General features: G+C 62.5%; 18 protein-coding genes. 10 read left to right on the forward strand and 8 right to left on the reverse strand.

The genetic code is table 11. The annotated features are described in order from the left end of the window. Positions 1-702, forward strand: a 702-nt coding sequence (locus tag AC5E6W_RS03385; protein ID WP_491750850.1) for an enolase C-terminal domain-like protein, incomplete at its 5' end; no start/stop codon positions are given. 151 nt (positions 703-853) lie between these two features. Here the strand turns inward: AC5E6W_RS03385 and AC5E6W_RS03390 are convergent. Beyond that, positions 854-1,147, reverse strand: a complete 294-nt coding sequence (locus tag AC5E6W_RS03390; protein WP_491750851.1) for a GIY-YIG nuclease family protein — start codon at positions 1,145-1,147, stop codon at positions 854-856. Positions 1,148-2,093: 946 nt separating this feature from the next. On the opposite strand from AC5E6W_RS03390, the gene AC5E6W_RS03395 reads away from it, so the two are divergent. The 8 genes from AC5E6W_RS03395 (at position 2,094) to AC5E6W_RS03430 (ending at position 8,990) form a co-directional block, all read left to right on the forward strand. Further along, positions 2,094-2,858 carry a hypothetical protein gene (locus AC5E6W_RS03395; RefSeq protein ID WP_491750852.1) on the forward strand — a complete coding sequence of 255 codons (765 nt, stop codon included), beginning with the start codon at positions 2,094-2,096 and terminating at the stop codon, positions 2,856-2,858. Between the two features lie 73 nt (positions 2,859-2,931). Then, positions 2,932-3,357 (forward strand): hypothetical protein, encoded by a 426-nt coding sequence (locus AC5E6W_RS03400; protein ID WP_491750853.1) that lies wholly within the window; start codon positions 2,932-2,934, stop codon positions 3,355-3,357. Between the two features lie 58 nt (positions 3,358-3,415). Continuing rightward, positions 3,416-3,658 carry a hypothetical protein gene (locus tag AC5E6W_RS03405; RefSeq protein WP_491750854.1) on the forward strand — a complete coding sequence of 81 codons (243 nt, stop codon included), beginning with the start codon at positions 3,416-3,418 and terminating at the stop codon, positions 3,656-3,658. 341 nt (positions 3,659-3,999) lie between these two features. Next, positions 4,000-5,286: an alpha/beta hydrolase gene (locus AC5E6W_RS03410; RefSeq protein ID WP_491750855.1), complete on the forward strand. Its 1,287-nt coding sequence runs from the start codon at positions 4,000-4,002 to the stop codon at positions 5,284-5,286. A gap of 42 nt (positions 5,287-5,328) precedes the next feature. Further along, a complete protein-coding gene (locus AC5E6W_RS03415) occupies positions 5,329-6,177 on the forward strand; it encodes a 2,3,4,5-tetrahydropyridine-2,6-dicarboxylate N-succinyltransferase (protein WP_491750856.1) in 849 nt (282 codons plus the stop codon). Between the two features lie 91 nt (positions 6,178-6,268). Next, a complete protein-coding gene (locus AC5E6W_RS03420; protein WP_491750857.1) occupies positions 6,269-6,460 on the forward strand; it encodes a hypothetical protein in 192 nt (63 codons plus the stop codon). A gap of 66 nt (positions 6,461-6,526) precedes the next feature. Next, the gene (locus AC5E6W_RS03425; RefSeq protein ID WP_491750858.1) at positions 6,527-7,264 is read left to right on the forward strand and encodes a TMEM175 family protein; all 738 of its coding nucleotides are present in this window, start codon (positions 6,527-6,529) and stop codon (positions 7,262-7,264) included. Between the two features lie 64 nt (positions 7,265-7,328). Next, positions 7,329-8,990 (forward strand): ribonuclease J, encoded by a 1,662-nt coding sequence (locus AC5E6W_RS03430; protein ID WP_491750859.1) that lies wholly within the window; start codon positions 7,329-7,331, stop codon positions 8,988-8,990. A gap of 55 nt (positions 8,991-9,045) precedes the next feature. Here the strand turns inward: AC5E6W_RS03430 and AC5E6W_RS03435 are convergent, their stop codons facing one another. Then, positions 9,046-9,519: a MarR family winged helix-turn-helix transcriptional regulator gene (locus AC5E6W_RS03435; protein ID WP_491750860.1), complete on the reverse strand. Its 474-nt coding sequence runs from the start codon at positions 9,517-9,519 to the stop codon at positions 9,046-9,048. A gap of 91 nt (positions 9,520-9,610) precedes the next feature. On the opposite strand from AC5E6W_RS03435, the gene AC5E6W_RS03440 reads away from it, so the two are divergent. Beyond that, on the forward strand, positions 9,611-10,759 hold the full coding sequence (locus AC5E6W_RS03440; protein ID WP_491750861.1) for an FAD-dependent oxidoreductase: 1,149 nt from the start codon (positions 9,611-9,613) through the stop codon (positions 10,757-10,759). 10 nt (positions 10,760-10,769) lie between these two features. Here the strand turns inward: AC5E6W_RS03440 and AC5E6W_RS03445 are convergent, their stop codons facing one another. The 6 genes from AC5E6W_RS03445 to AC5E6W_RS03470 form a co-directional block, all read right to left on the reverse strand. After that, entirely contained in the window at positions 10,770-11,393 is a 624-nt protein-coding gene (locus AC5E6W_RS03445) for a DUF2059 domain-containing protein (protein WP_491750862.1), read from the reverse strand. A gap of 66 nt (positions 11,394-11,459) precedes the next feature. After that, positions 11,460-13,718: an OPT family oligopeptide transporter gene (locus tag AC5E6W_RS03450; protein WP_491750863.1), complete on the reverse strand. Its 2,259-nt coding sequence runs from the start codon at positions 13,716-13,718 to the stop codon at positions 11,460-11,462. A gap of 107 nt (positions 13,719-13,825) precedes the next feature. Continuing rightward, entirely contained in the window at positions 13,826-14,731 is a 906-nt protein-coding gene (locus AC5E6W_RS03455) for a tetratricopeptide repeat protein (protein ID WP_491750864.1), read from the reverse strand. A gap of 307 nt (positions 14,732-15,038) precedes the next feature. Continuing rightward, complete coding sequence (locus tag AC5E6W_RS03460) at positions 15,039-15,725, reverse strand: Fe2+-dependent dioxygenase (protein ID WP_491750865.1); 687 nt, start codon at positions 15,723-15,725, stop codon at positions 15,039-15,041. A gap of 67 nt (positions 15,726-15,792) precedes the next feature. Beyond that, positions 15,793-18,525: a TonB-dependent receptor gene (locus AC5E6W_RS03465; protein WP_491750866.1), complete on the reverse strand. Its 2,733-nt coding sequence runs from the start codon at positions 18,523-18,525 to the stop codon at positions 15,793-15,795. A gap of 379 nt (positions 18,526-18,904) precedes the next feature. Beyond that, on the reverse strand, positions 18,905-19,516 hold the full coding sequence (locus AC5E6W_RS03470) for a TetR/AcrR family transcriptional regulator (RefSeq protein WP_491750867.1): 612 nt from the start codon (positions 19,514-19,516) through the stop codon (positions 18,905-18,907). Between the last annotated feature and the right edge of the window lie 5 nt (positions 19,517-19,521).

The following is a 19,521-nucleotide window of genomic DNA, read 5'->3' on the forward strand; positions in this document are numbered from 1 at the left end:
ATCTCCAAGGCAAAGGCCATCAAGTTCAAGCTCGGCGGCCGCATGTCTCACGTCGAAACGCCGCCGGACCGCAGCGCAAGGCTCATCCCCATGGTCCGCAAAACCTTCGGCGACAGCATGGTCATCTCCGCCGACTCCAACGGTTCCTACACCCCCGAGCAAGCTATTCCCATCGGCAAACTCATGCAGGAGTACAAGTACGCCTTCTACGAAGAGCCCGTCCCCTTCGACGATTATGACGGCCTCCAGAAGGTCGCCGACGCGCTCGAAATCCCCATCGCGCTCGGCGAGCAGGAGCCCTCCACCTTCAACTTCCGCCACGTCCTCGCTAACAACTCCGTCGGCATCGTCCAGCAGGACATGTTCTACTTCGGCGGCATGGTCCGCTGCATGAAGGTCGCGCGCATGGCCGCCGTACTCGGCAAGCAATGCATCCCGCATATCTCCTCGACCGGCCTGGGCTACGTCTACATGATGCACTTCGTCTCCGCCATCACCAACTCCGGCCCCTACCACGAGTTCAAGGAGTTCAATAACGACCTCCCTTACACCTGCCCTACCAGCACCCTACGCTCCGACGACAACGGAGTCATCACCGTCCCCACCGGCCCCGGAGTAGGTGTAGAAATAGATCCCGACTACATCAAAAAACACGAAGTCATGAAAGTAATCAAACCCGCCAACTTCAAAGACGCCGAGTAACGACTCGTCCTATTTGCCTTTGCCTTTGCCTTTGCCTCTGCCTTTGCCTCTGCCTTTGCCTTTGCCTTTTTTCCTGTTCTTGAATTTCCATTCCGAGCGCAGCAAGGAACCTGCTTCTCGCCCACAGCGCCACACCTGCCAAGGGCGTCCCCTACCAATCCGCCGCCAAATCCTCCCACGTCGGATTCACCTTCTCGATCAGCGCCACCTTCTTTGCCCGCGTCCAGCTCTTGATCTCATTCTCCCGTGCGATCGCCCGGTTCACATATTGAAACCGCTCGAAATAAACCAGCCGATGAATCTCATAGCGCGCCGTATGCGCCCGCGCATTCACCTTTTCCCGATGCTGCCGCACCCGCACTCGAAGCTGCGTAGTGAATCCGGTATACAAATTCCGCGACCGGCTGCTCAGGATATAGACATAAAACTCATAGGTGTATGCCATGTCGACGAGTCTACTCCGCTAACAATCCGTGACTTGCAGAGGAATCGCCTCGTCTTCCAGTTGCTCCTGCTTGCGCTATTGCTATTACTTTGCCTCTGCCTTGCTCTTGCCTCTGCTTTGCTCTTGCTCTTGCCTTTGCCTCTTTTCTTGTCCTTGCCTTTCCATTCCGAGCGCAGCGAGGAACCTGCTTCTCGCCAGTCGATTGCACCGCAGCAAAAGGGGAAGGAACCGCTGTGGCCGTTGTCGTTGGCCTCTTGTTTCCGTTCCCGATGAAAATCCGCGTTTCACAGACGCATCTCTCCCACCGCCGGCCTACGCACCAAACTCCGTCGTCCTGAGCAAAGCGCCTCGCGACACGCGCCGTCGAAGGACCCCGAACCTCCACGCCCCGCCACAACCTCCCAAACCGTCCCGCCACCCGACCACCAGTTGTCATTCCCGAAGGGGATCCGCGTCTGCACTTGCAGCGCATAAGGACGGGAAGCGCGTTGATGGGGTCTTCAGCGCCATCGGCCCGACCCTATACCAGCCTGGGGTGAAGCGAAGCGCAGCCCCAGCTGCACGCCCACCAAATCTCCCGAGCGCTGAAGGCGCGACCCATCGCTGCCTACGAAGCTGACGGGAACGGCGTTTATCATTACTAATCCGATGAGGCAAGCCAGTGCCCACGGCGCGAAAGAGGGCAGCGATTTTATTCCAGCATATGGACGCAGTTGGAACGCTAAGAGGGAGGCCTCTAAAGGTATCCGTTCTTGCAGGCGCAGCTACCGTTTTCGTCTGCAGAGGAGCGGATCGAATTTACGTACCTGTTCCTGACAGTGAAACTCACGATCGGGCGGCGCGAGGTATTGAAATGTTACCCCTAGAACGCCGAGGGCTCGTCTCCTTAGTAGATCGCGAGGGTGAGGTATTTGCGCGAGTCGTCGACTACCTCAGGCCTCTCGGTTTGCAGGCGAAGAAGTGGCCAGAAGATGCGTTCGTTCAATTTGCAGCGGAATTTCTCTACGAAGTAGCTTTAGCCTCGAAGTACAAATCTCCGATTGCGAGCGGCAGCATTCAATGTGTGAGAGAGTTTGTGCCCATTATCGATCCTCGTGCGTTCACCGGCGAGGCGCGGTTTCGGCTGGCCGAATGCATTTCGCTTATCTGCGACTACGATACGGATGTAATCGCGCACGGGAACCTTCAAATTGACGCGCCCGGTTCCCTATCGAAGTCGCCTGACATTTGGAAGCTTCTGGATTTTGCGGAATTTCGCGAGATCGAAGCAGCCACAGGGGCACTGGGGTATCTCAAATCTCCCGCCGCCGGACTTAAACGACTACGATACGCAATCAGTAAGTTCGTTGAGCGTCCTGACGCCAAGGCCTTACTCTCGACTGCGGCGGTTGTAGCAAATCTCGCAGGTGTGAAACGGGCCGAGAAGGTAGGAAAATTGGCCGAAAGCTTGAGCATATTGAACATGCAGCACTTCAGGCCTCCGTTCATACCCTTAGGACCAGTCGAACTAGGGTTATACCGATCAACCTTGGCGGAAGTTTCGCCAGAAGCGGAGCCACCGGAAGGAACGACTCTTGTCTTCGAGGGTAAGCGAGGGACCTCGTGGCTAAGCGTAGGCCAGGAACTCAAACTTGCGACAGAGGCAGCCGATGTCGCGGGCGCTAAAGCTACTGTAGACGCAGCTCGTACCTCGATGGCACGATTCTATTGAGACCATTCATCGTTCTATGTAGCGAGGAGCGTATGTGAAAGTGAAATTCGACCAAAAGACGAAGGATAGCCTATTGAAGCTCTTCCTTCGCTCAATCCCTTTCTTTTCGGCGGGCCCAGAACTGTTCGATGTCATGCGAAATATTCAAAGTTCGCAAACTGCCTTTGACCAGCAAGTGACGGAAGCGGTAAACGCATTGCAGAACACGTCCGCTTTAGTGGCAACATTGCAACAAGGCGTCACGGACCGGATGGCGAAACTCGAGGAACTGCAGAAGGAACACGAAAAGTACTCGCAGCTAGCGCAAATTGAAGCAAAGCAAGCAGAGGCATTAATCAACCAGGTAAAGGACGCTCTGGGTGAGGAACAGACGAAGGAGAGGTGGATTGCTCTGGCGATGCATCTTGGCGTTGGAGTCTTATTTTTTGTGCTGGGGGTTTTAGCGAGCGATCCCTTCAAGGCCTGGTGTGAACGTCTTTTGAGCAAGCTCCCTCATTGATATTTGAGCTGCCGGCACGCCGGAGCATGATCGCTACCGATAAGTCGGCTTATAGTCCGTGACCCTCGCCGACGCGGTCGGCGGACTGACAGCATCGCCAAATCCTCTCCTGCCCGCACCGCATATCGCCCACGAGCCCACCATGCACCCCCTCATCAAACGCATCATCATCTGGCTCTTGATCCTCGCCACGCTCCTGCTCCTCTGGAAGTTCGTCGTCTCGAGCATGGAACGCTCCCGCAAGCACGACGCCGCAGCCTCCGAGCGCACCTTGGACACTACGCACCCACCAGCGTCCTGATCGCCCCGGGAAACGTCCTCCCCTTCACCGGCGGCGTTCCCAGGCGGCCCACGGCCCGGCATCTGGAACACTGGCATCTGGCAACTGGAACTCGAAACCCCCGACGCAAGGCTCGAAACTCGATGCAGACCTCTTTCGAAACCCTCCCGGCCAAAATCTCACCAGACCTCACCACCAAGTGGCAGACTTCCCAGCCCAAATCTCTACAATGGATTCAGAGGCCGTCTCGGCTCACTGGAAAGCGCAGCCACAATCCTCATTCCGAGCCCACTGAGGAACTCCGGCACCCCGGCAGTCCAGCCAAAGCTGTGCGCGAGAGGTCCGGAGCTAAAGTCTTTCCTTTGAACACTTCCACCAAAAGAGGGGGAGGGGGGGTACCCGCCCTCGCCGCCGCAATTCTGCTGTTCGCCAGCCTCGCCGCGTCGGCGCAAACCGTCTCACGAGCCCAGCTCGAGCAATGGCGCGAGCAAGGCATCCACGCGCTCTCCATCGATAGCCCGCTGCCTCCGGTAGCAGCCCACAGCTTCGGCTCCCAACCCGCCGCACCCGGCGTGCACATCGAGCACGTCACCTTCGCGACCCAGTTCGGCCGCCGCGTCCCGGCCATCGTCTACGTGCCCGATCATCCACGCACCCATCTCCCCGCCATCGTCGTCGTCAACGGCCATGGCGGCGACAAGAGCTCCTGGTACGCCGTCTACACCGGCCTGCTCTACGCCACCGGCGGCGCCGTCGTCGTCACCTACGATCCCGTCGGCGAGTTCGAGCGCTCCACATCTCGCGGCTCCGAGGTCGGCGAGCACGACAAGCCCATCCCCGGCCTCACCCACCCCGAGCGAGTCGGCGGCCTCATGATCGAGGACGCCCTCCAGGCCCTGCGCTACGCCGCCTCACGCCCCGACGTCGACCGCAGCCGCATCGCCCTTGTCGGCTACTCCATGGGCTCCTTCCATGCCGCCCTCGCCGCCGCGCTCGCCAGCAAGGACGTACCCCGCATCCGCGCGCTGGTCCTCTCCGGAGGCGGCAACCTCGACGGCAACGGCGGCAGCTGGGACAAGAGCACCGCCATCAACTGCCAGGGTGCCCCCTACCGCGCCCTCAGCTTCATGCCCGACAAAGGCGCAGACCTCTACGCCCTGCGCTCCGAAGCCGGCCCGACGCTGGTCATGAACGGCTACCTCGACCACGTCGTCTCCAACGAGCACGAGTTCGAGCCCTTCTTCGAAGACCTGCGCCGCCGCATCGCCGCCATCACCGGCTCAACGCAGAACCTGCCCCAGAGCGTGTGGTTGCCCAACGTCGGCCATCGCCCCAGCTTCATGACCCGGCCCGCCGCCATCTTCCTCGAGTACCAGCTCCACTTCCCCAACTGGACACCCGAGCAGATCGAGCAGATGCCCACGATCAAAGCCGCCGACTGGGTCAAACGCACCGGCGTCCGCATCTCCAAGGGCTACATCGTGGACGTCAAGGAAGGCGGCATCCCCATCCTCGATCTCAACCTCCCCGGACTCACCCGCGAACAGCTCACCGCCGTGCCCCGCGCCGAATGGGACAAAGACCCCGGCACCTACACCCTGGCAGGATGGATCCCCTTCGCCCTCAAAGCGGATGAGGCAGCGAAGTAGCGCGTGCCCACAGTACTTCCGCTCTCGATAGAATGAAGTTGCATGCCCTCCGATCAACTTCAGACCTCCATCGAGCACTTCTTCTCACTTGGCTCCGCAGCCGTAAGCAATCCCGACGCGCTCAAGGCCTTCCTCGAACTCCGCGACGCCCTCGAGGCCGGTCAGCTCCGCTCCGCTGAGCCCGACGCCTCCTCACCCACCGGCTGGCGCGTCAACGCCTGGGTCAAGCGAGGCATCCTGCTCGGTTTCCGCCTCGGCCATCTTGAGAGCGTAGGTTGCGGCGTGCTGCACTGCGTCGACAAGCACACCTACCCCACCCGCAAGTTCACGCCCGAGCAGAACATCCGCATCGTCACCGGCGGCTCGGCGGTACGCGCTGGAGCCTACCTGGCGTCGGGCGTGGTAGTCGTTCCGCCCGCCTACGTCAACACCGGAGCCTACGTCGACGAAGGCACCATGGTCGACTCACACGCCCTGGTCGGCTCCTGCGCGCAGATCGGCAGGCGCGTACATCTCTCTGCGGCAGCACAGATCGGCGGCGTGCTCGAGCCCGTCAACGCCTCGCCCGTCATCATCGAGGACGATGCCCTCGTCGGCGGCAACACCGGCGTCTACGAAGGCACCATCGTCCGCTCGCGCGCCGTGCTGGCCGCCGGAGTCATCCTCACCCGTGGCACCCCGGTCTTCGACCTGGTCCACAACACCGTCCTCAAGGCCACGCCGGAGATGCCGCTCATCATCCCCTCCGGCGCGGTAGTAGTCGCCGGCTCCCGAGCCATCACCAAAGGCCCCGGCAAAGACCTGGGCCTCTCGGTCTACACTCCCATCATCGTCAAGTACCGCGACGAGAAAACAGACCTGTCCACCGCACTCGAGGATGTCCTTCGCTAACTCGTCTGCCGCTCTCCCTTCAGGTAAACCGAGCCCGCCTGGAACTCATTCCGGTGGGCTCTCGTATCTCTGATCGCGAGGTTTGTGACCCATGATCAACTTCCTTCTCTTCCTGATTCTCCTGATCCTCTGCTGGCCGCTGGCGCTGGTTGCAATCGTCCTTTATCCCATCGTGTGGCTCATCATGCTTCCCTTCCGCATCGTGGGCATCACGGTCAAGGGCGTTCTGGAGCTCATCGCGGCGATCTTCTACTTCCCCGTGCGTGTGCTGCGCGGAGTCTAGCCATCGAGTCGCGCAGCCGCCGGATTTCCGTAAGCTCCGGCGGCCGTCTCTGCTACCCTGTCCGCAATGAACGCCCTGCATGAGCACATCGCGCGGGACGGCTTTCGTCTACGGGGCGTCTCGATGTCCCGGGTCGACGGCTTCTCCGATGTCGTATTCGGCTTCGCGCTGACCCTCATTGTCGTCTCGCTCGAAGTGCCCCGCACCTTCGACGAGTTGCATCAGCTCCTGCTCGGCTTCTTTCCCTTCTCTATCTGTTTCGTACTCTTCCTGCTGGTATGGTGGACCCACTTCCGCTTCTTCCGGCGGTACGGCCTGCATGACCCCGCGACCATCGTCATCAACAGCCTGCTGCTGCTCACCGTGCTCTTTTACGTCTACCCGCTGAAGTTCCTCTTCACCATCGCGGTAGCCTCCGGAGCGGCAGATCACGCCTTTTCCCGACCAGAGCAGCAGCGCGAGTTGATGGTGGTGTTCGGCCTCGGCTTCACCGCCATCTACCTGTGCTTCACCGGCCTTTATGCCAACGCCTGGCGGTTGCGCGGGATGATGCACCTCAATCCGCTCGAAGTCTCGATCACGCTGGGACAGCTCTGGTACAACGTCGGCATTGCCTGCATCGGGCTCCTGACCTGCGCGATCGCCTGCGTGTTACCTGTAAACCGGTCGGGCGAAGCCGGATACTTCTTCTTCACGATCATGATCTGGACGTCGGTCCAACGCCGCGTAATGGCCAAACGCCTCCGCGCCGCACGTGCGCGGACCCCGCCCGACGAGCTCACCATGCCGGCCCACTCCGCCTGAATCGAAACACCCAGCAGAGCAGCCCTCCCGCGGCGGCGGCCAAAGTGAACTACACTGGTAAGTGATGCCTTCTGAGAAGCTGCAACTAATTCCGCTCGGCGGCCTGGGTGAGTTCGGCATGAACTGCCTCGCCCTCCGCTTCGGCGATGACATCCTCGTCATCGATGCCGGCCTTATGTTTCCTGAAGAGGAGCTGCTGGGCGTCGACATCGTCGTTCCCGACATCAGCTACCTCGTTGAGAATCGCGACAAGGTGCGCGCCATCCTCCTTACCCACGGGCACGAGGATCACATCGGCGGCCTGCCGTGGATCCTCTCCGAGCTGAACGTGCCGGTCTACGGCACCGAGTTCACCCTCGCGTATGTCGAAGGCAAGCTCGATGAGCACCGCCTGCTGGACGATGCTGACCTGATCGAGCTGCAGCCTGGCCGCCGGGTCACCATCGGCCCGTTCTCGGTGCTGCCCATCAGGGTGACGCACTCGCTGGTGGATTGCGTCGCGCTGGCCATCCACACACCCGTCGGCATCGTGCTCCACACCGGCGACTTCAAGATCGATCTCTCCTCGCCGGACGGCCACCCCTTCGATCTGCAGGCGTTCGCGGATCTCGGCAAGCAGGGCGTGCTCTGCCTGCTGCAGGACTCGACCAACGTCGACCGCCCGGGCTTCACGCCCGGAGAAAAAGCCGTCATCCCGCGCCTCGACGACATCTTCGCCGCCGCGCCGCGCAAGATCTTCTTCTCCTGCTTCTCGTCTTCCATCCATCGCATGAAGATCGCGATGGACCTGGCGCACAAGCACAATCGCAAAATCGCCATCATCGGCCGGTCTATGGATAACAGCGCGGAGATCGCGCAGGACCTTGGCTATCTCGACCCCCAGCCGGGCCTGCTCATCAACCCTGGCCAGATCCGCGACTACGCTCCCAACCAGCTCTGCATCCTGATCAGCGGAACCCAGGGCGAGCCGATGTCCGCGCTCTCGCGCGCCGCGGTGGACAACCACAAGCACGCCAAGATCGATTCCGGCGACACGGTCCTGCTCAGCTCGCGCATCATCCCCGGCAACGAGAAGGCCATCTATCGCGTCATCGATCACCTCGAGCGCCGCGACGCGCGCGTGATCTCCGACGACGGCAGTAACGGCCTCATCCACGTCTCCGGCCATGGCTCGCAGGAAGAACTGCGCATGATGATCAACCTCGTCAAGCCCAAGTTCTTCGTTCCGGTTCACGGCGATTACCGCCATCTGAAGCGTCATATCGAGCTGGCCAAGGCGACCGGCATTCCCGAGAAGGCGATCCTGCTCGAAGACGGCGAAGTGCTGACGCTGGACAAGGATCACGCCGAGAAGACCGGCAAGGTGACCACCGGCCGCGTCTGCATCGACAACAACTCCACCGCCGATGTCGTCGAGGACACCGTCATCCGCGACCGCAAGCACCTCGGTGCGGACGGGCTGTTCCTTCCGATCATTGCCATCAACAAGGCTACGGGCACCGTCGAGGGCATGCCCGAGATCACCACCCGAGGCTTTGCCGCGGACGATCCGGAACTGCTGCGCAACGCCCGCGATATCGTGGCCCGCACGCTCGAGACCTCCAGCACCGAAGAGCGCCGCGACTACGGTGTGATGAAGGACAAGATCCGCAGCGATCTCAAGCGATTCCTGCAGAAGAACGCGAATCGTCGCCCGCTGATCATGCCCATCATCCTCGAGATCTGACGCTCGCATTCCCTGCCGTCAAAGCCCGTGGCGTTCGCGCTGCGGGCTTTGCGTTTCAGCCCTGCCGGCCCATTGGCTCCGTTACCGCAGGGTCGCCGAGCTCCGCCTCCACGTTGGCCAGCCACCGCATCAGCAGAATCTCCAGCGTCTCCAGGTCTCGCGGGCTGAATCCGTGGCTCGCCACGGCAAACCCGCTCTCGAGCTCCTCGCGGATCTTCGGCATCGTGCTCTCCGCCAACGGCGTGAGATGGATGTACTCGCTGCGACCATCGGCTGGATTCGGGCTGCGGACGATCAGGCCATCCCGCTCCATCCTTGCGAGCGTCTGCGCCATCGTGGGCTGCTCAGTCCCAATGCGCCGCGCGAGCTCCCGCTGGGTCATGCCGTCCTGAATTTTGAGCGCTGCCAGCACAGGCACAGCGGCGGCGGCGACCCCGAGTGGCGCCAGCCGGGTCTCCAGCCAGCGCTGCCCCAGCCGGGCGCTGCGGTTGATGAGCATACCGAGGGTAAGCGGGGCTTCGTGGAACATGCTGAAATTTTACATTGGATCCTATTCATTTGCATTGCATCCTATTTACCTATATTGCATCCTATGTACATATACATAGGAGCCTATACAGATGACACAAGTGCCTCATATCGCGATTGTTGGCGCTGGACCCGGAGGCCTGGTGCTGGCCAACATCCTTCACCGTCACGGCGTCGCCTCTACCGTCTTCGAGGCGGATTCCTCATCCGAGGCCCGGTCGCAGGGTGGGGTGCTGGACATGCATTCTGACGGCGGCCAGTACGCCATGCGCGCAGCCGGCCTCTGGGAGGAGTTCCAGAAGATCGCCCGCTACGACGAGCAGGACTTTATCGTCTACAACCGGGACGGCGAGACTGAAATCTTCCATCCGACGCGACCGGAAGACTACGAACCAGCCCGTGCGCGCCCCGAGACCGACCGCCCTCAGATCCGTGCGGTGCTGCTGAACGGGCTCCCGGAGGGTGCAGTCCGGTGGGAGCATGCCCTACAGGAGATCGCTCAGCCGGTCCCAGGCGGCCCGGTGAGCCTGCGCTTCCGCCACGGCGCAGAGGAGGAGTTCGACCTCGTCGTCGGGGCGGACGGCACGTGGTCAAGGGTGCGCCCGCTGCTGTCCAGCGCCGTCCCGCAGTACACCGGCGTCACGTTCTTCGAGATGCACCACTCGGAAGCTGCAGCGCACGATCCTGCCAGCGTTGCCACGGTCGGCAAAGGCAACATGTTTGCCCTTGGGGAGCGGCGCGCCATCAACGGACACCTGACCGCCTCGGGCGGCTTACACCTCTACGCGGCGACGAGGACGGAACTACCGGCACGCGACGCGATGGTGCATCGCGATGAGGTGCTGGCGCTCTTCCCCGGCTGGTCACCCAGGTTGCTGCATCTGCTCGCCACCGCGGAGCCGGAGGTGACGCCACGACCGCTCTGGGCGCTGCCGGTGGGGCACGCCTGGGAGCACCGCGCCGGCGTGACGCTGCTGGGCGACGCCGCGCACGTGATGTCGCCCTTCTCCGGCGAAGGAGCCAACCTCGCCATGCGCGATGGTGCGGACCTTGCCCATACGATCCTGCGGGGCATACAGGCTGGAGCGGATCTCGACGTCCAGATACGGGACCACGAGGCCACCATGCAAGCCCGCGCTGCCGTAGCCGCGGAAGGTGCGCTGCAGGGACTCGAAGACGCGTTTTCAGAGGACGCAATCGAGCGGCTGCGTGCCGAATTCGCAAGGCACGCAGCCGGGTAGGAGCGAGCCGTTACTTGCCGCTGCTGGGTGAGGTCTTTGCCGGGGTCTTAGGAGCGGTCGACTTGGGAGCCGCAGGCGTCGTCTCCTTCAGCTGCCTCAGGAACTCCTCGGACATCTCGCGCATCCGCGGTTGCAGCGTCACCATCCGTTCCTGCACCACCTTCATCGTCTGCTGGCCAATCTCCGGGGTCTTGTCGAGCAGAGCCTGCCCGGCATGCGAGGCGTAAAAGGTCGTCACCGCATCAATCTCTGCCTCGGAGAACTCAGCCGCGTAGATCTTTGCGTACTCGGGCTCCATCGCCTTCCAGCCCATGGTCTCGTTGGCCAGCGCCATGGCCCGCTTCTGATAGTCAGCGACGAGCTTTTGCTGCTCGGGCGTCATGGCGTCCATCCCTGGCGAGCTCTTGAAGCTCTGCACGATCATCTGCTGCATCATGCCCATCATCTGGTCCATGGTGCGCTCAATATGCATCACGGCGAAGAGCTTCTCGACCTTGGCAAGCTTGGCGGGATCGACCGGAGATGCCGGGCTGGACTGTTCGCTGGTGCCGAGACGAACAGACGGCGGGGTTGTCTGCGCGGCAGAGGCGAGAGAGACGACGGCCAGGGCCGCGACTGCGAGAAGGCGCTTCATGGGAACTCCGATTCCTTGTGGCGGTTGTCCGATTTCTTGTTGCGGTTGAAAGACACGAGAGGAAAACTACTCCGGCCGCTGGCCGTCCTGCTCCTCTACCTGCTCAAGGATAGCCTCGGCGGGCATAGGCTTGCGGGCGAAGTGGTAGAGGCTGAAGCCGAGCAGAGCGAAGCACAATACGCTGACGCCGGCGTTATGCAGAGGATTGTCCGGCGAGAAGTGCGGGAAGGTCTTGTCGAAGGCCTGGAAGGCCACGCCGACGAGGCCCATGATGCCGCCTGAAGCAATGAGCCCCGAGGCGAACAGACTTCCGGGCGAGACTTCGCTCTCGGCGTCGGTCTGCGGAGCGTTGCCCGAGCGAGCGATGGCTTGATCCGCGAGCCAGCGCACCGCGCCGCCGCAGAAGATCGCCAGCGTCGTGCCAATGGAGAGATACGCTCCGACGGCAAAGGTGAGCGACCGCACGCCGAGCAGCTCGATGCCGATGACCAGCGCGACGCCGAGCAGTACCAGCCCCCATGGCAGCTTGCGGCTGAGGATGCCGTTGATGACCGTGGCCATCAGGCGGCCCTGCGGCGCGGCGGCCTTCTCGCTGCCGATGCCCTGCGTCCACTGCACTTCGATCTGTTGTGTGGCAGGGTTGTAGAGATACTTGCCATCTTCCAGCGTGGGCGAGCCAATGGCGTTGAGCAGGATATAGCTGTGCGGGTTGGTGAGATCGCCGACGACAGGCGCGCTGGACGAGGCCGCTGAACGCAGCTTCACCACATCGCGCGTGAATGCGCCCTGGTTCTGCACGCCTTCAGGTAGTGCGGAGAGCGAGAGAGTGCGCGGCTGCGGAAGGCGGCTGAAGCTCTCAAAGCCCTTGTTGACGAGGTTGAGCGTGAGGCCGATGACCAGCGTCGAGATCACTACACCGAACATCACCGCGACCTGCTGCTTCCACGGCGTCGCTCCGATGAGGAAGCCCGTTTTAAGGTCCTGCGACGTGTCACCCGCATTGGACGCCGCGATGCACACGACGCCGCCAATCGTGATCGCGAGAGCACCGAACGCAGGAGCGGTCCAGCCTTTGACGAGGAAGATCGCCGCGGTCGCCATCAGCGTGGCGATGGTCATGCCGCTGACCGGCGAAGCCGACGACCCCACGATGCCAACGATCCTTGCGCTCACGGTGACGAAGAGAAAGCCAAAGACAATGACCAGCAGTGCAGCGGCGAAGTTCGCCAGCGCTCCCACCTGCGCTCCCGGGACAGGCTTGAACTGCAGGAAAACGAACATCAGCAGCACGAGCAAAAGGCTGCCTCCAGCGACGACACTCATCGGCAGGTCATGCTCGATGCGAGAACGTGTAGTAGCGAGCTTGGCCTCGGCCTTGGCTCCCATGTTGGCGAAGCCCGAGGTCAGCGCGCCGATGATGGTCGGTGCGGTGCGCAGCAGCGTGATGAGGCCCGAAGCCGCAACCGCTCCCGCGCCCATGGGCCGCACGTAGGTGCGCCATAGCGAGCTCGGGTCCATCATGCTGATGGGCACTGTACCGGGATACAACGGAGTGGTGAGATGTTTGCCGAAGAAGATGATCGTCGGCATCATGACCAGCCAGGAGAAGACGCCGCCAGCGAGCATGATCGCGGCCACGCGGACGCCAATGATGTAGCCCACGCCGAGATATTCGGGCGTGACGTCGGCGCGGATGGCCGCGCCCTTCATGATCTGCTGGCCGTTGGGATCGAAGTTGAAGTTCTTATTCGGCGTCGCAGGAAACAGTGCCGTCAGGCCTTCGTTCTGGAAGAGCGCATAGAGCGCGCCAAAACCAAGGCCGAGGAAGACACGGCTCGCGAACGAGCCTCCACGCTCACCGGCCTTCAGCACCTCGGCGCACGCAGTGCCTTCGGGATAAGTCAGCGTGCCGTGCTCTTCGACGATGAGCTGACGTCGCAGCGGGATCATGAACAGCACGCCCAGCCATCCGCCAAACAACGCCAGCGCGAAGATGCGGAAGCCCTCGAGGTCGAAGCCGAGGAAGACCAGCGCGGGCAGCGTGAAGATGACTCCGGACGCAATCGACTGACCTGCGTTGCCGGTCGTCTGCACGATGTTGTTCTCGAGAATGGACGCCCTGCCGAACACGCGGAGGATCGAGATCGACAGGACAGAGATGGGGATGGACGCCGCCACCGTGAGGCCGGCCTTGAGGCCGACGTAAACCGTCACCGCACCGAAGATGATGCCGAAGATGGCTCCCAGGAACAGCGCCCGGAAGGTGAGCTCCTTGGGGCTCTCGTCGGCGGAGACAAATGGGCGATAGGTGGACGGTGCGGCCATGCGGCGGCTCTCCCTTACGCGCAGAGATGTGGAGACTGCGGCTCGAATGGGAGTGTATCAGTGGGGACGCGGAGGCAGCGGTGATGCGGGCGCGAACGGCTGCGCTTCTACTTGCCCTTCATGTGACGCCCATGGCGGCAGACGATAGCCAGCGGCTCGGCGGCGAGAATCCGCTTGGCCTGCTGGCGCGCATGGCTGGCCCAGGGGCCGGTGGGGTCGAGCTTGGCGTAGGCCGTCCAGTGGCGGAGCGCCTTGCGCGGCTCCTTCATGCGCTCATACGCCAGCGCGATGTTGTAATGCGCATCGGCATAACCCGGAACGAGCTTCAAGGCCTGCTCATACGACTCGATAGCTTCGGGCAGGCGCTGCTGCTCATCCAGCACATTGCCGAGATCGAAGAACGCCAGCGCGTACTCGGGATCGGCGACGGTGGCCTGGCGGTACATGCCCTCGGCTGCGGCGAAATCGCGCTGGTTGTAATAGATGGTGCCGAGGTTGATGGCCGCAGGAGCATGACTGGGCTGCAGCTCAAGGATGCCGCGGTACATCTCAATGGCGTCAGCCACCGTGCGTGCGCTCTCCTCCAGCCGCACCGCGCGCAGGAACATGTCCTGCGCCTGCGCTGCTATCTCGGGATTGGCCGAGAACGTGCGCCTCGCCGTCTCCATCCCTGCGCAGGGTGCCAGTTCAAAGTCGAACGCCATCTGCCGCGAGATCGGATTCACCAGAGCCCCCCATTGGCGAAAAACTACACCAGAACCCACCCGCAAGGCAGCCGACTGCACCAGTGGGTTGGCCAGCCCGGAGACCTTCTGCATCGCGTCCACCGAGCGGCGAATGCTGGAGACAGAGATGCGGGTCGAGGTCAGGTCGCGGAGCTTTCTGAGCTGAGCGAGGTCCTGGAAGCTGTACTCTTCCGTGCTCGGCACCAGGCCAGCTCGCTCCCACGTGGAGAGCTGACGGCTCGGCAACCGAAGGATGCGGAGGACGTCTTCTCGGCGGTAAGCGGTCACAGGTCCGGGGCTCTCGTTCTAGGAAGCTCGAGCGCAACACAACTGGCTCTTGAGCCGAGTATGGATTGCAAGGCCTGTGGCTTCAAGGCCCTACCCCGGGGTAACGCAAGTTTTCAGTGGATATCGGGAACCAAACGAGGTTCAACCGTTACGCGGCCGTCACAAACGGCGCCTTGAAGCGGTTTGGTTATGCTTGACGCGCCGCGCCGCGGAGAGAGAAAAGGACCCGCGCCATGAGGGTGACGCGGGCCTTTTTCGGTGCGATGGTAGCCGCACCGAACTTGATTTATTGAAACCCTCCCTGCTCCTACAGCTCCGCCCATTGCCGCAGCAGGTTGTGATACACCCCCGTAAGCTGCACCACGCTGCGTTGCACCCCGCCCTCGGGATTGGAGGCGACACGCTGGATCGCGTTGTCCAGGTCGAAGAGCAGCGAGCGCTGCACGTCCTGGCGGATCATGCTCTGCAGCCAGAAGAAGCTGGAGACGCGGGCGCCGCGCGTCACCGGCGTAACGTGATGCAGGCTGGTCGAGGGATACAGGACCATGTCGCCCGCGGGCAGCTTCACTTCCTTGGAGCCGTAGGTGTCCTCGACGACGAGTTCGCCGCCGTCGTACTCGTCCGGCTCGGAGAAGAAGAGCGTGCAGGAGAGATCCGTGCGGATGCGGCCACCGCTGGCCGCATGCGTGCGGATCGCGTTATCCACATGCGTGCCGAAGGTCTGTCCGCCGGCGTAGCGGTTGAAGAGCGGCGGAAATACCTTGAGCGGAAGCGCTGCCGAACGAAACAACGGATGCGTTCCCAGCGCGTGCAGGATGCGCTCGCCGACTTCACGCGCGACGGGATGATTCTCCGGGATCTGCGAGTTGTTCTTGGCCTGCGCGGACTGGTGACCGGCGGTGACGCGGCCATCCACCCACTCCGCGGCGTCGAGCTTGGCGCGCAGCTCGCGCACCTGGCCTTTGGTGAATACCTCGGGGATAACGATGAGCATGGTGCTTCCTTTGCTTCGCGCGTGCGGGCCGCTCCCGCGCAGCCCGCACGCACGTTGATGGTTGTAGCTAGAACTTGTAGTTGATCCCGAACTGCGCGTTGCGGCCTTCGCCGGGTACGAGGTGGTTCGGGTGTGGCTGGTCGATGAAGAAGGCGTTGGTCAGGTTCACGATGTTGACCTGCCCGCTGAAGTGCTCTCCAATGGACCGCTTCACCATGAGGTTCAGCGCGGTGTAGCCGCCGACGACCTTCGGAACAAATGCCACCGTCGAGGGATCGAGCAATGCCTGCGTGTTGTACACGCCGACAAGAGCGGTGGAGCTGGCGCGACGGGCGCCCACGTAATTGCCGCCAAAGCCTCCCACGAAGCCGTAGAAGAGCTTGTGCGTCACCCAGAAGTTGCCGGAGTTCTTCGGCACGTTCGCCAGCGGATAGCCCTTGGGGCTGACGAAGAACGGCGCGGTATTGGCCCGCGGATCCTTCGCCGCAATCAGCACCGTATTGACCGCAACGAACGGCGACGCATTGAGGATCGACTTCTCCACCTCGCCATCGAGGTATGCATAGCCAACGATGAGGTCGAAGCTCGCCGGCATGTGGCCCAGCGCTCCAATCTGCACACCGCGCACCAGCTGATTGCCGGAGTTGACGATGTTGTTGGAGTTGGTGGGATCGGTCTCGCGTGCGTTGAGTTTCTCGGTGCGGAAGATGCTGCCGTTGAGGTTCAGCTTGTCGTGCAGGAACTCCCACTTCGCGCCCAGCTCGAAGGTTTGGTTGTACTCCGGCGGCGAGGTCGCGTTGTTGCCGCTGAGCGAAAGCGATTCGGCTGAGGGATTGAAGGACGTGCCCCAGTCGAAGTAAACACTTCCCTCTGTCCTGGGCTTCACGACAACGGCCGCGCGGTAGGTAGGCTGCTTATCCAGGCGCTCGCCGAAGGTCGCCGCTGTAACCGGCGATGTCCCATTGTTCACCGGGCTCTGCGAGGTGGTGCTGAAGTAATCGAAGCGAACGCCACCGGAGAGCTGCAGCCAGCGGTTGATCTCCATCGTGTCGAGGAAGTCGATGCCGTAGCTCTGCGAGGCCACATGCGTGGTCACGCCAGGCGTTGTCACCGTGGGAGCAAAGGCGTCGTAGGGATTGGGATTCAGCGCGGTGACATAGGGCAGCGTGTACGCGGGCCGGTTAGGGTTGGAGCGCTCGCGGCCACCTTCCACCAGCACCACAGCATTATTGGCGATGTGATGCACGCTGAAGTGCAGCGCCGCGCTGAGCTGATCCCACAGCATGTCCTCGGTGGAGATGCCATTGATCTGGTTGCGTTTGACGAAGACCTGACTGAGCGGCGTGTTGAAGGGATAACAGGAAGACGCGGCGGCGGCCGCGATGGCGCACTGCACCAGGATCTTCGTGCTCGGCCCTTCATACGCATTCTTGCCGTCGGGGTTGCTGTAGACGACCGTCGCCACCGTGTTGATCTGCGGCTCAGTAATGCGGAAGATGCGTGGATAGTTCGCCCAGCGAAAGGAGTTGCGCACCGAGATTCGCGAGCCAAAGTCATGATCCACACGAGCGGTCAGGATGTCCGGCGTGGTCTTCAGGAAGTTCGCATTGGCCAGGCCGTAGTAGGTGTTGTGCGGCACCTTCGCATAGCCCGCGCCAAAGTACGGCAGGCCGTAGTCGGGGATGTCGTTCTCGGCCTCATGCAAATAGCTAACGGTGACGCGCGTCGGCGTCTCCAGCCCAAAGCTCACCGCCGGCGCGATGCCGAAGCGCTTCGCGTCGGTGATGTCGCGGCCAGCCACTCCCGTCTCTTCACCAACGATGTTCAGGCGTGCAGACGAATCGCCCATCACATCATGGAAGTGGCGATTGATGTCCAGCGTGCCGCGCCGCATGGCATTCGTGCCGAACTGCCCGCTGGCGATAGCGAAGTTGCGAGCCTCCGGCTGCTTGCTCTCCTGGTTCACCACGCCGCCGGTCGAGCCGCGGCCAAACTCCACCGATGCCGGGCCTTCGAGCACATCCACCGCGCTGTAGTTGAAGCTGTCGCGATAGTAGGAGCCGAAGTCGCGGATGCCGTCCAGGAAGATATCATTGCGCGCATTGAAGCCGCGGATCGTCAGGCTGTCTCCCTGCGACCCGCCCTCTCCGGCAGCGATGGAGATGCCCGGAACGTTGCGCAGCGAGTCGCGCAGCGTGGTGTCGGCCTGCTCGCTGAGGATGTACTGCGGGACCACGCTGACGCTCTGCGCGGTGTCCAGCAGCGGCTGCGGAAACTGCTGCAGCGTGACCTGCGACGCTTCGCCCGTAACCTCAACGTGTTCGGCATTGCGGATGGCTACCTCGACGCGATCGGGAGCGGCAAACCAGCCATCGAGGCCAGTGGTCCCGAGCAGCTCATGCAGAGCCTGTTCTGGCGTGTACTCGCCCTGCACCCCCTTCGTCTGGAAGGTCGCGAGCTTGTCTGCGGGAACAGCCGTGTGCACGTGGATGCCGGTAGCTTGCGAGAACGCTTCGAGCGCCGGGCCGAGGTCGCCGGCAGGAATATCGAAGCGCTGGGGATGCGGATCGAGACCCGCAGTTGCGGCTGCCAGCAACGCCGGGCCGGCGGCCGGAATCTCCGCGGCAAGCAGGGAGTCTGCATTTTTCCCAGCTTCGCCCTGCGGCGAGGGTCCGGACTGCGCGCTCGCGCCCGCTCCCAGCACGCTCATGGTGGATAGCACGGTCGCCTGCGCAACCTTGCGCCATCGTGCGGGGCTCTCTGCGTTGCGACGTGTCTTCTGCCTCTTCGTAGCCTTCATCGTTCCTTGCTTCCTCTCGTGCTGGTTCCTGGGTCGCGACGCCCCCTCAAACGCCGCCGGGCCGGTTTGGAGACGCACGTCTGCCTGCGACGCAGGACGCGCGCCCTCTTCGTGGGCTAATGAAATGTCAGGGAGTTATGGGCTGCCCCGCAGACGAGTCCTGCGGGAGGAGGGTATTCGGCGCGCACACAGCCCGGTATGCGGGCGCGGCGCCTTCAGAGAAGCGGTCATCGTACTGGCTCCAGGGTACGGTCGAAACGGGCCCCTCAACCCATCTACGACCAATTGAGTCTCATATCTGGAGATAGCATACCGCAAATCTCGGACTACGCAAGTCCGAGATTCGATTTTCATGCGCGAAGCCAGCAATGCTCGCAATTCAGGACGAGAAGACGGTCTTGACGTACGCCGTCAGAGCCCGCTTAAACTCTTGCACCACGAGCGCCTTGTCCGCCTGGCTGGCCGCGGCATAGGTCTCCACCATGCCGCGCACCAGCTGCAGCACGACGCTGGCGCTGATCTCTGCCGCAGTGAGGCTGAGCTTGGGCTGGCGGCGTCGCAAGGCCTCGAGGAACGTGGCGCGGAAGGCGCGCTTGGCCGCGGCGCTGCGGCGCAGGCGAATGGGTGCGGCCTGCAGCTGAAGGTACGCCGGGTTCGCAGCGAGGAAGTCGAGAAAGCGGTCCATGAAGCCCACCGAGAACTCCTTTGCGGAGAGCTTCGTGATCTCGTCGAACAGCGGCTTCCAGTGCGCTTCCATCTTGCCGGCATAGGTATCCAGCAACGCGACCGCGAGCACCTTCTTGTCCGGGAAGTAGCTGTAAAGCGCGCCGATGGAGGAGCCCGCCCGTTCGGCGATCGCGGTCATGGTCGTCGCCTCGAAGCCGGATTCCGCGAACAGCTCTTCCGCCACCTCCAGGATCGCGGTGACGCGTCGCGTCGAACGATCCTGCTGCGGCGAGCGGCGGCCTGGAATTGACGAACGCGAGGGCATCCTCA

Source organism: Bryocella sp. (assembly GCF_058498515.1).

Coding starts and splice junctions, on each gene's coding strand:
- AC5E6W_RS03425 (WP_491750858.1), top strand. CDS start 6,527: ATGAACGCCCTGCATGAGCACATCGCGCGGGACGGCTTTCGTCTACGG.
- AC5E6W_RS03390 (WP_491750851.1), bottom strand. CDS start 1,147: ATGGCATACACCTATGAGTTTTATGTCTATATCCTGAGCAGCCGGTCG.
- AC5E6W_RS03440 (WP_491750861.1), top strand. CDS start 9,611: ATGACACAAGTGCCTCATATCGCGATTGTTGGCGCTGGACCCGGAGGC.
- AC5E6W_RS03415 (WP_491750856.1), top strand. CDS start 5,329: ATGCCCTCCGATCAACTTCAGACCTCCATCGAGCACTTCTTCTCACTT.
- AC5E6W_RS03420 (WP_491750857.1), top strand. CDS start 6,269: ATGATCAACTTCCTTCTCTTCCTGATTCTCCTGATCCTCTGCTGGCCG.
- AC5E6W_RS03465 (WP_491750866.1), bottom strand. CDS start 18,525: ATGAAGGCTACGAAGAGGCAGAAGACACGTCGCAACGCAGAGAGCCCC.
- AC5E6W_RS03470 (WP_491750867.1), bottom strand. CDS start 19,516: ATGCCCTCGCGTTCGTCAATTCCAGGCCGCCGCTCGCCGCAGCAGGAT.
- AC5E6W_RS03450 (WP_491750863.1), bottom strand. CDS start 13,718: ATGGCCGCACCGTCCACCTATCGCCCATTTGTCTCCGCCGACGAGAGC.
- AC5E6W_RS03445 (WP_491750862.1), bottom strand. CDS start 11,393: ATGAAGCGCCTTCTCGCAGTCGCGGCCCTGGCCGTCGTCTCTCTCGCC.
- AC5E6W_RS03435 (WP_491750860.1), bottom strand. CDS start 9,519: ATGTTCCACGAAGCCCCGCTTACCCTCGGTATGCTCATCAACCGCAGC.
- AC5E6W_RS03430 (WP_491750859.1), top strand. CDS start 7,329: ATGCCTTCTGAGAAGCTGCAACTAATTCCGCTCGGCGGCCTGGGTGAG.
- AC5E6W_RS03460 (WP_491750865.1), bottom strand. CDS start 15,725: ATGCTCATCGTTATCCCCGAGGTATTCACCAAAGGCCAGGTGCGCGAG.